This window comes from Kitasatospora sp. LaBMicrA B282, assembly GCF_050325825.1.
Taxonomy (GTDB): domain Bacteria; phylum Actinomycetota; class Actinomycetes; order Streptomycetales; family Streptomycetaceae; genus Kitasatospora.
The window spans coordinates 1-11,185 of record NZ_JBNQTI010000040.1 but is presented as its reverse complement, the minus strand read 5'-3'; the positions used below and the strand labels follow the sequence as shown (position 1 = coordinate 11,185).

Annotated in this window: 6 protein-coding genes; 4 read left to right on the top strand and 2 right to left on the bottom strand. The window is 73.2% G+C overall.

Annotated features, from left to right (window positions below):
• Nucleotides 1-77: 77 nt before the first annotated feature.
• Nucleotides 78-668, bottom strand: coding sequence for a hypothetical protein (locus tag ACQRUO_RS14005; RefSeq protein WP_428316195.1), 591 nt, complete (start codon nt 666-668; stop codon nt 78-80).
• A 245-nt stretch (nt 669-913) separates the two neighbouring features.
• A complete protein-coding gene (gene glgP / locus ACQRUO_RS14000; protein WP_428316194.1) occupies nt 914-3,541 on the bottom strand; it encodes an alpha-glucan family phosphorylase in 2,628 nt (875 codons plus the stop codon).
• Nucleotides 3,542-4,561: 1,020 nt separating this feature from the next.
• Here glgP and ACQRUO_RS13995 point away from each other — a divergent pair.
• The 4 genes from ACQRUO_RS13995 to ACQRUO_RS13980 form a co-directional block, all read left to right on the top strand.
• Nucleotides 4,562-6,487, top strand: a complete 1,926-nt coding sequence (locus ACQRUO_RS13995) for an alpha-1,4-glucan--maltose-1-phosphate maltosyltransferase (RefSeq protein WP_428316193.1) — start codon at nt 4,562-4,564, stop codon at nt 6,485-6,487.
• A complete protein-coding gene (gene treS, locus ACQRUO_RS13990) occupies nt 6,484-8,187 on the top strand; it encodes a maltose alpha-D-glucosyltransferase (protein ID WP_428316192.1) in 1,704 nt (567 codons plus the stop codon). Before ACQRUO_RS13995 ends, treS begins: the two co-directional genes overlap by 4 nt.
• Before the next feature lie 227 nt (nt 8,188-8,414).
• Nucleotides 8,415-9,944, top strand: coding sequence for a maltokinase N-terminal cap-like domain-containing protein (locus ACQRUO_RS13985; protein ID WP_428316191.1), 1,530 nt, complete (start codon nt 8,415-8,417; stop codon nt 9,942-9,944).
• A gap of 77 nt (nt 9,945-10,021) precedes the next feature.
• Nucleotides 10,022-11,185: GlgB N-terminal domain-containing protein (locus ACQRUO_RS13980; RefSeq protein ID WP_428316190.1), on the top strand; the 1,164-nt coding region annotated here is incomplete at its 3' end.

The following is an 11,185-nucleotide window of genomic DNA, read 5'->3' as shown; positions in this document are numbered from 1 at the left end:
GTTCTGCTCTTGTTCCCCACCCCTAACGGCTTTTGGTGGGGGTTCCTTGGTCGGAACCCTTGCTTGTGCTGCCCGGGCTAGCCGGGCAGCACGGCCACCTGGTCCGGCAGGTGCAGCGCGTTGCTGCACGGCAGCCGCTGGGCCACGGCCTTGGCCATCTTCAGCGCGACCGCGGCGTAGGCCGCCCGCACCCGGTCGGTCGACGCCGTGCCCAGGTCCGCGCTGCTCACCACGATCCGGATGAACGGCGAGGTCTTGCCGGTGCCCTGGTACGTGCACGGGAACTGCACGGCCAGCGGCCCGGTGCCCTGGGCGATCCACCCCTGCGCGTCCGCGCCGAAGTCCACCGCCTGCAGGGTGTTGCCGAGCAGCCGCGGGTCCTCCGCGCCGTCGGTCTCGTCGGCCGAGCCGACCGCCACGGAGAGCATGCTGGAGCGGTCCCGGTCGTTCCAGACCAACCGGCAGCTGGACATCAGCACCCCGGTGCTGACCGGCCCGTCGAGGGTCCCGCGCTCACTGGCCTTGGCCGACCCGTCCGGCCCCGCCAGCAACTGGTAGTCGGCGGGCCCCAACTCCCCCCAGCACGCGCTCTGCGGCAACGTCACCGACTGCCACGGCTTCCACCAGAACCCGGTCACCCCCGCCCCGGCCACCAGGGCCAGCGCCATCCCCCACACGAGCAACCGCCGCCGCCCCCGCCTCCCGAGGGCCGCCTCCGTCTCGAATTCCGTCTCTACCCCAACGCCGGCCATGGTGCCCCCACGCAACCGCTTGGCAACAGATGGCGACATCCTAATCACATGATGTGAGCGAAAAGCCAGGGTTTCCATGGACCTGACATGATCTTGACGCTCATGAAGGTGCGCAGGAAGTCGACCCACCCGACTTCCTGCGCACCAGCTTCACGGGCCCGCTAGCGCAGGACCCCCGCGTCCATGCCGGCCGACTCGGCCGGGAGGGCGACCAGGCCCAGCTCGGCAGCGGAGGCGAGCAGGGGGTGGTTGGGGAGCACCCGGACCGTGTAGCCGAACGGGCCGGTGCGGGCCAACTCCAGGGTGCCCTCGTAGCGTTGGCAGCCCGACAGGTCGCGGCCGCCGACCGGCTTGAGGGTCTGGAGGTCGGCCTCGCGGATCAGGTCGGCCTCGTCCACCGCCCCGGCGACCACCTGGACCTCCACGTCGTCCGGCTCGAGCGCACCGAGCGCCACCTGGACCCGCAGCGCCAGCACCGAGCCCAGCTCCGCGGCCTCGGCGGCCGCGTCGACGTGCTCGACCCGGACCGCGGGCCAGGCCGCCCGCACCCGGGCCTTCCAGTCCGCCAGCAGCCGCGCCCCCTCGCCGCGCAGCCCGCGCTGGGCGAGGGCCGCCGGGGTGTAGAGGCGCTCCACGTACTCCCGGACCATGCGGCCGGCGAGCACCTTGGGGCCGAGGGTGACCAGGGTGTGCCGCACCATGGCGATCCAGCGGTGCGGCAGGGCGTCGGCACCACGGTCGTAGTAGGTGCCGGCCACCTGGTGCTCGATCAGGTCGTAGAGCGCGGCGGCCTCGATGTCGTCGCGCTGGTCCTCCTCGAAGCCCGCCCCGTCGGCGGTGGGGATCGCCCAGCCGTTGCGGCCGTCGTACCACTCGTCCCACCAGCCGTCCAGCACCGAGAGGTTGAGGCAGCCGTTGAGCGCCGCCTTCATCCCGGAGGTGCCGCAGGCCTCCAGCGGCCGCAGCGGGTTGTTCAGCCAGACGTCGCAGCCGGGGTAGAGGTGCTTGGCCATCGCCATGTCGTAGTCCGGCAGGAAGACGATCCGGTGCCGCACCGCGGGGTCGTCGGCGAACGCCACCAGTTGCTGGATCAGCCGCTTGCCGCCGTCGTCGGCCGGGTGCGCCTTGCCGGCGACCACGATCTGCACCGGACGGGTGGGGTGCAGCAGCAGGCCGCGCAGCCGCTCCTGGTCGCGCAGCATCAGGGTGAGCCGCTTGTAGGAGGGGACCCGGCGGGCGAAGCCGATGGTCAGCACGTCCGGGTCGAGCACCGACTCGGTCCAGCCCAGCTCGGCGTCACCGGCCCCGCGCTGCTTCCAGGAGGCGCGCAACCGCCGCCGGGCCTCCTCGACCAGCTGGGCCCGCAGCTCGCGCCGCACGGTCCAGATCTCCGCGTCGCCGATCTGCTCGACCTCGCTCCAGCGCTCGGAGCTGCCGACCGACATCGCGGCCTCGGCGCGCTCGGCGCCGATCGCCGCGGCGCCCAGCCGGACCACCGCGGGGTCGATCCAGGTGGGGGCGTGCACGCCGTTGGTGATCGAGGTGATCGGCACCTCGGCGGCGTCGAAGCCGGGCCACAGCGCGCCGAACATCTCCCGGCTGACCTCGCCGTGCAGGGTGCTCACCCCGTTGGCGCGCTGGGCCAGCCGCAGCCCCATCGCGGCCATGTTGAACAGCTTGGCGTCGCCGCCCGGCCAGTTCTCCACGCCGAGCGCCAGCACCTGGTCGACCGGGACGCCGCGCAGCGCCGCGTCCCCGCTGAAGTGGCGGGCCACCAGCTCGCGGTCGAACCGGTCGATGCCGGCCGGCACCGGGGTGTGGGTGGTGAACAGGGTGCCGGCGCGGACCGCCTCCAGGGCGGCGGCGAAGTCCGGGCCGGCCGCCGAGGCGACCAGCTCGCGGATCCGCTCGATGCCGAGGAAGCCGGCGTGCCCCTCGTTGGTGTGGAACACCTCCGGCTCCGGGTGCCCGGTCAGCCGGCAGAAGGACCGCACGGCGCGGACCCCGCCGATGCCGAGCAGCATCTCCTGGAGCAGCCGGTGCTCGCTGCCGCCGCCGTAGAGCCGGTCGGTGACGTCGCGCTCGGTGGCGGCGTTGGCCTCCAGGTCGGAGTCGAGCAGCAGCAGCGGGACCCGGCCGACCTGGGCGCGCCAGATCCGGGCGGCCAGGGTGCGCCCGCCGGGCAGCGCCAGCTCGACCTGGCAGGGGCGCCCGTCGGCCTCGCGCAGCAGGCTGACCGCGAGCTCGTCGGGGTCGAGCACGGGGTAGCGCTCCTGCTGCCAGCCGTCCCGGGCGAGCGACTGGCGGAAGTACCCGTGGCGGTAGAAGAGACCGACGCCGATCAGCGGCACGCCCAGGTCGCTGGCCGCCTTGAGGTGGTCGCCGGCCAGGATGCCGAGACCGCCGGAGTACTGCGGCAGCGCCGCGGTGATGCCGTACTCCGGGGAGAAGTAGGCGATCGCGGCCGGGCGCTCGCCGGTCTCCCCGCGGTCGTCGCCCTGGTACCAGCGCGGTGCGTTGAGGTAGTCGTGCAGGTCGTCGATGAGGTCGCCGAGGCGGCGCAGGAAGCGGCGGTCGCCGGCCAGCGCGGCGAGCCGGTCGGCCGGTACCTCGCCGAGCAGTCGGACCGGATCCTCGCCGACGGCCTCCCAGACCGCCGGGTCGACCGATCGGAAGAGCTCCCGGGTCTCCGGGTGCCAGGACCAGCGCAGGTTGAGCGCTAGCTCGTGCAGTGGCTCGAGTTGCTCCGGCAGGACGGTGCGGACGGTGAATCTGCGGATGGCCTTCACGGCCCGAAGCGTAGACCGAAGCAACGGGGTGATGGGGCGTCAACTCTCGTAACGCGCCTCCATTCGAGCGACGGTTGAGATCACGTGTGGCGCAGTTGTAGCAACGGGGAGCGCAGGGGGCGCGCGCGGCACGGCAGGCGTACGCCGGTCGTGTGAGGGCCCCCGGAGCAGGTGGCCAGAGATGGTCGTTCTGCTCCCCCGCACCACTCAAGCCGCCCTCGAACCGAGTGGTAAGAGCTACGAACAGTGCGAGGATGTGTGCAGGCCGCTGCTGCAGCGGGTCGGCATGGGTGGCGACTCCCGTGCGGCTCGGCCGGTCCTCGCGCTCCGCTTCCCCAGACTCGCTCCCCCGACCCACCGTCAGCCCACCGGCCGTCAGCTCTCCGGTCATTAGCCCAGCCGGCGCACCTGGTGTCCCCCCTGGTGTGCCACGTGCGTGTCCTCACGCCTGCCCTGATCGTTTCCGGGGTGGGTCGGAATCGCCCTTGGGCGTGCCGCGAGGCCGCGCGCCGGGACGCGCGCCGTGTCGCAGTTCCGGGCCGCCGCGGGCGTCGGATTTCGGCCAGGCTCCCGGGCGCGGCGGTTGCGGGCGGGCTCCGGTCGCACGTCAGTCCCCACCCAGCAGTCCTCCCGGACCTCCCCGGCGCTCGATCCGCCCGCGGGACGGCCGCCGATCTCTGGCAGGAGTTTGGCATGCACGGCGACACACGGAATCAGTCCGCACTGGTGTCCGAGGGGTTGGAGCCGCTCACCGCTCCGGTATCGATTCCGGCCATAACGGCGTCGCACGCCGTACGCGCCCCCCGAACGGCCGAAGCGCCGGTCGGCAATTCCTCGGCCACCGACGCGCCGGAGCCGCCCCCCGCCGCGGCGCACCCGGTCGCCCCGGTACCGGCCGCCGCGAAGCCGGCCGCCCGCAGGGCCCAGCCCGCCCGGAAGGCCGCAGCAGCCGCCCCCCGAACCACCCGTACCAAGGCGAGTCCGGCGAGCACGGCACGCCGGACGAAAGCGAGCGACCCGATGATCGGCCGGATCCCCGTCCTGGACGTGGCCCCGCAGGTGGACGGCGGCCGCCGCCCCGCCCGCGCGGTGGTCGGCGAGACCTTCCAGGTCACCGCCACCGTCTTCCGCGAGGGCCACGACGCGGTCGGCGCCAACGTGGTGCTGCGCGACCCGCGCGGCCGCGGCGGCAGTTGGATCCCGATGCACGAGCTGGCCCCGGGCACCGACCGCTGGGGCGCCGAGGTCACCCCGACGGCCGAGGGCCGGTGGAGCTACACCGTGGAGGCCTGGAGCGCCCCGGTGGCCACCTGGCAGCACGCCGCCTCGGTCAAGGTGCCGGCCGGTCAGGACGTCGAGCTGGTGCTGGAGGAGGGCGCGCTGCTGCTGGAGCGCGCCGCCGCCGGGGTGCCGAAGAAGGACGGCCGGGCCGAGGTGCTCAAGGCCGTGCACGCGCTGCGCGACCTCGCGATGCCCCCGCTCTCCCGGCTGGCCGCCGCGCTGGCCCCCGCCGTGACCGGCCCGCTGACCCGCCACCCGCTGCGCGAGCTGGTCACCGCCTCGACCCCGCTGCCGCTGCGGGTGGAGCGGCAGCGGGCGCTGTTCGGCTCCTGGTACGAGTTCTTCCCGCGCTCCGAGGGCGCCACCCTCACGCCTCCGCGCTCGGGCACCTTCCGCACCGCCGCCGAGCGGCTGCCCGCGGTCGCCGCGATGGGCTTCGACGTGGTCTACCTGCCGCCGATCCACCCGATCGGCCTCGCCTACCGCAAGGGACCGAACAACACCCTGACGGCGGGTCCGGAGGACGTCGGCTCGCCCTGGGCGATCGGTTCGCCCGAGGGCGGCCACGACGCGGTCCACCCGGACCTGGGCACCCTGGAGGACTTCGACGCCTTCGTCGCCCGGGCCCGCGAGCTGGACCTGGAGATCGCCCTCGACTTCGCCCTTCAGGCCTCCCCCGACCACCCCTGGGTGAACAAGCACCCGGAGTGGTTCGGCCACCGGATCGACGGCACCATCGCCTACGCCGAGAACCCGCCGAAGAAGTACCAGGACATCTACCCGATCAACTTCGACCAGGACTTCGACGGGCTGGTCCGGGAGACCCTGCGGCTGCTGCGCTTCTGGATGGGCCACGGAGTGCGGATCTTCCGGGTCGACAACCCGCACACCAAGCCGGTGCACTTCTGGGAGAAGGTGATCGGCGAGGTCAACCGGACCGACCCGGACGTGATCTTCCTGGCCGAGGCCTTCACCCGCCCGGCCATGATGCACACCCTGGCCAAGATCGGGTTCCAGCAGTCCTACACCTACTTCACCTGGCGCAACAGCAAGCACGAGCTCACCGAGTACCTCACCGAGCTGACCGGCCCGGCCGCCGCCTACATGCGCCCCAACTTCTTCGCGAACACCCCCGACATCCTGCCCGGCCACCTGCAGCACCAGGGTCCGGCGGCGTTCGCGGTCCGGGCCGTGCTGGCCGCCACCCTCTCGCCCAGCTGGGGCGTCTACGCCGGCTTCGAGCACGCCGAGTCCACCCCGGCCGGCCCCGGCACCGAGGAGTACCTGAGCAGCGAGAAGTACCAGCTGCGCCCGCGCGACTGGACCCGCACCGACACCCTCGCCCCGCTGCTCGCCACCCTCAACCGGCTGCGCCGCGAGCACCCCGCCCTGCAGCAGCTGCGCAACCTGGCCTTCCTGCCCGTCGACAACGACCACCTCCTCGCCTTCACCAAGCGCGCCGGAGCCGATCAGGTGATCGTCGTCGTCAACCTGGATCCGCACCACCCCCAGGAGGCCACTGTCACCCTCCCGGGTGACGAGGAGCTCATCGTCACCGACGAGCTGACCGGCGCGGGCTACACCTGGCACCGCCACAACTACGTCCGGCTCGAGCCCTCGTCGTCGCCGGCCCACCTCCTCACCGTTCGGAGGACCTCCCTGTGATTGTGAACGAGCCCGTGCACGACACCTTCGCGGACACCGAGAAGAAGGACCTGGACCCGGAGTGGTTCAAGCGTGCGGTCTTCTACGAGGTGCTGGTGCGGTCCTTCCAGGACAGCAACGGCGACGGTGTCGGCGACCTGAAGGGGCTCACCGCCAAGCTCGACTACCTCCAGTGGTTGGGCATCGACTGCCTCTGGCTGCCGCCGTTCTTCGCCTCCCCGCTGCGCGACGGCGGCTACGACGTGGCCGACTACACCGCGGTGCTGCCGGAGTTCGGCGACCTGGCCGACTTCGTGGAGTTCGTGGACGCCGCCCACAAGCGGGGCATGCGGGTGATCATCGACTTCGTGATGAACCACACCAGCGACCAGCACCCGTGGTTCCAGGCCTCCCGCAACGACCCGGACGGGCCGTACGGCGACTTCTACATGTGGGCCGACGACGACAAGCAGTACCCGGACGCGCGGATCATCTTCGTCGACACCGAGACCTCCAACTGGACCTACGACCCGGTCCGCAAGCAGTACTTCTGGCACCGGTTCTTCTCCCACCAGCCGGACCTGAACTACGACAACCCGCGGGTCCAGGAGGAGATCGTCGCCGCCCTGCGGTTCTGGCTGGACCTCGGGATCGACGGCTTCCGGCTGGACGCGGTGCCCTACCTGTTCGCCCGCGAGGGGACCAACTGCGAGAACCTGCCGGAGACCCACGAGTTCCTCCAGCGGGTCCGCAAGGAGATCGACGCCGACTACCCGGACACCGTGCTGCTCGCCGAGGCCAACCAGTGGCCCGAGGACGTGGTCGACTACTTCGGCGACTTCACCTCCGGCGGCGACGAGTGCCACATGGCCTTCCACTTCCCGGTGATGCCGCGGATCTTCATGGCGGTGCGCCGCGAGTCCCGCTACCCGGTGTCCGAGATCCTCGCCAAGACGCCGACCATCCCGCACGGCTGCCAGTGGGGCATCTTCCTGCGCAACCACGACGAGCTGACCCTGGAGATGGTCACCGACGAGGAGCGCGACTACATGTACGCGGAGTACGCGAAGGAACCGCGGATGCGGGCCAACGTGGGCATCCGCCGCCGGCTCGCCCCGCTGCTGGAGAACGACCGCAACCAGATCGAGCTGTTCACCGCGCTGCTGCTGTCGCTGCCCGGTTCGCCGGTGCTCTACTACGGCGACGAGATCGGCATGGGCGACAACATCTGGCTGGGGGATCGCGACGGGGTGCGCACCCCGATGCAGTGGACCCCCGACCGCAATGCGGGTTTCTCCTCCGCCGACCCGGGCAGGCTCAACCTGCCGCCCATCATGGATCCGGTCTACGGATTCCAGGTGACCAACGTCGAGGCGCAGCAGAGCAGTTCCTCCTCGCTGCTGCACTGGACCCGGCGGATGATCGAGATCCGCAAGCTCAACCCGGCCTTCGGGCTCGGCAGTTACACCGAACTCCCGTCGAGCAACCCGGCCGTGCTGGCCTTCGTGCGCGAGCACGAGGGCGACCTGGTCATGTGTGTGAACAACTTCTCCCGCTTCCCCCAGCCCACCGAGCTGGACCTGCGGCAGTACGGCGGGCGCTACCCGGTCGAGCTGATCGGCGGGGTGCGCTTCCCGTCGATCGGCGAGTGGCCGTACCTGCTCACCCTCGCGGGGCACGGCTTCTACTGGTTCCAGCTGCGCAGGCCCGGCGCGCAGTAACGATCCACCACTCCGGCCGCCCGCTCGGGGGCGCGAGGCCCGCCGCACGCCCCTCGGCGGACCCTGCGCCACCGCGGTACGGAGAACAGCCCAACGCGTACCCACCCTCAGGCGTGACACCCGAGTCTCCCTCGCGTGCCGCCGCTGCAGCGCCGCCGAAATCCGGAAGACTGGCGGGCCCGGCCAGATCTGTCGGGCCGTCAGCCTGCTTCCGGGGAAAGGGAGTCATGTCGGAAATCTCCCGTTCTCAAGCCCACGCCCACCGCGACGCGGGCCCCGCGCCGCGGGCCCCGGGCGGGACGGGCGGGACGCACGCTGCCCGCGGGGCCGCGGGGCACGGTCCGGGCGGGCACGGCAGCGGCCGGCCGCGGCTCGGCGCCGCCCTGTCGGTCGGCGACCTGCTGGAGGCGGCGCTGCCGCTGATCGCCGACTGGCTCCCCGGGCAGCGCTGGTACGCCGGCAAGGGCCAGGCCATCACCGGCCTGCACCCGCTGACCACCACCCCGCTGGTGACCGGCGACCCGGCGATGGTGCACCTGCTGCTGCGGGTCGAGCACGGCACCGGCAGCGACCTGTACCAGTTGCTGCTCGGCCTGCGCACCGAGCCGCCGACCGGCCTGCTGCCGGAGGCGGTGCTGGGCGCCCTGGACCACGGCCCCTACGACGGCGCCACCCTCTACGACGCGGTGCACGACCCCGAGCTGACCGGGCGCCTGCTCGGGCACCTGGCCACCGCCGACCGGTTCGGTCCGCTCGCCTTCCGCCGCACCCCGGGCCCCGGCCTGCCCAGCGACCTGCTCGGCCGGGCCGGCACCGCCGAGCAGAGCAACACCTCGGTGATCTTCGGCACCGAGTTCATCCTCAAGCTGTTCCGCCGGATCAGCCCCGGCACCAACCCCGACCTGGAGCTCTCGCTCGCCCTGTCGCGGGCCGGCAGCACCCGGATCCCGCGGGTCGCGGCCTGGTTCGAGAGCCGGCTGACCGGCGCCGAACCGGCCACCCTGGGGCTGCTGCAGCGGTTCCTGCCGGACGCGGAGGACGGCTGGGAGCTGGCCCTGGACCAGGTGGCCCGGCTGAAGGGCGACCCCAGCCCCGGCAACTTCGCGGTCGAGGCGCACCGGCTCGGCCGGGCCACCGCCGAGGTGCACCGGGTGCTGGCGCGCGCGCTGCCGGTGGCCCGGCTGGACCGCGAGCAGACCGAGCGGCTGGCCACCGCGATGGCCGAACGGCTGGACGCGGCCGCCGCCGCGGTCCCGGCGCTGCGGCGCTACCGGACCGCGCTGCACGCCGCCTTCCAGCAGCTGACCGCCGACCACCTGACCGGGCTGACCGTCCAGCGGATCCACGGCGACCTGCACCTGGGGCAGGCGATGCGCACCCCGCACGGCTGGGTGCTGCTGGACTTCGAGGGCGAGCCGGCCAAGTCGGTGGCCGAGCGCCGGCTGCCGCAGCCGGCGCTCAAGGACGTGGCCGCGATGCTGCGCTCCTTCGACTACGCCGCCGCCCACCTGCTGGCCGGCGCCGACCCGGATCCGCAGCTGGCGCACCTGGCGGCGAGCTGGGCCGCCCGCAACCGGACCGCCTACTGCGCGGGCTACACCGCGGCCGGCGGCACCGACCCGGTGAGCTGCCCGGAGCTGCTGCGCGCCCTGGAGATCGACAAGGCGGTCTACGAGGTGGTCTACGAGGCCCGGCACCGGCCCGGCTGGCTGCCGATCCCGCTCACCGCGATCCACCGCCTGGCCACCGCCCCCTGACCGACGCGCCCGCGACCCGCCCGCCGGGTCGCGGCCCCGGAACTCCCGCCCCGCCACCCGCCAGGAGGAACCCCGCAGTGGCCCCGCTCGACCGCACCAACCAGACCGTGCCCGCCACCTTCCTGCCGGGCAGCGGTCCGCGGCCGCGCAGCGCAGCCGACCGGCCCGACGCCACCGCGCCGACCGCCGCACCGGCCACCGGGGCCGCCCCGGTCACGGCATCCGCCGCCGTCCCCGTCGCACCGGCCGCCGCCCGGGCCGGGACGCTCGGACCCGGCGACGCCGTCGACCCCGTCGGGCCCACCACCCCCGTCGGGCCCGCCGTCCCCGTCCCGGCCGCCGGCACCCCGCTCGCCTCCCCGGTGGACGCCCCGGCCCTGCGGCTCGCCGAGGCCCCACTGCCCCCGGCCGAGATCGACCGCCTGGTGGCCGGCGCGCACCACGACCCGCACGCCCTGCTCGGTGCCCACCCCACCACCGGCGGCACCGCGATCCGGGTGCTGCGGCCGCTGGCCGAGCGGGTCACCCTGGAGACCGCCTACGGGCCGGCCGAGCTGACCCACCAGCAGGCCGGGCTCTTCACCGGCCTGCTGCCCGGCTCGGCGATCCCGGCCTACCGGCTGCGGGTGAGCTACTCGGGCGGTGAGCCGCTGCCGCAGGAGGACGGCTACCGGTTCACCCCGACGCTGGGTGAGCTGGACCTGCACCTGATCCGCGAGGGCCGGCACGAGCGGCTCTGGGAGGCGCTGGGCTCGCACGTCCGTACCGTGGACGGGGTCACCGGCACCGCCTTCACGGTGTGGGCGCCCAACGCGGTCGGGGTGCGCCTGGTCGGCGACTTCAACCACTGGGACGGCACCGGGTACCCGATGCGCTCGCTGGGCGCCAGCGGCGTCTGGGAACTCTTCGTCCCCGGAATCGGCGAGGGCGCGCTGTACAAGTACGAGATCCGCACCCGCGACGGCCGCCTGCTCCAGAAGGCCGACCCGCTGGCCCGCGCCGCCCAGTGCCCCCCGGACACCGCCTCCGTCGTGCACACCTCCCGGTACGCCTGGCAGGACGCGCACTGGCTGGCGCGGCGGGCCCGGGCGCACCACCACCGGGCGCCGATGTCGGTCTACGAGCTGCACCTGGGCTCCTGGCGCCCGGGCCTGAGCTACCGCGAGCTGGCCGCCGAACTGCCCGACTACCTGCACGGCCTCGGCTTCACCCACGTCGAGTTCATGCCCGTCATGGAACAC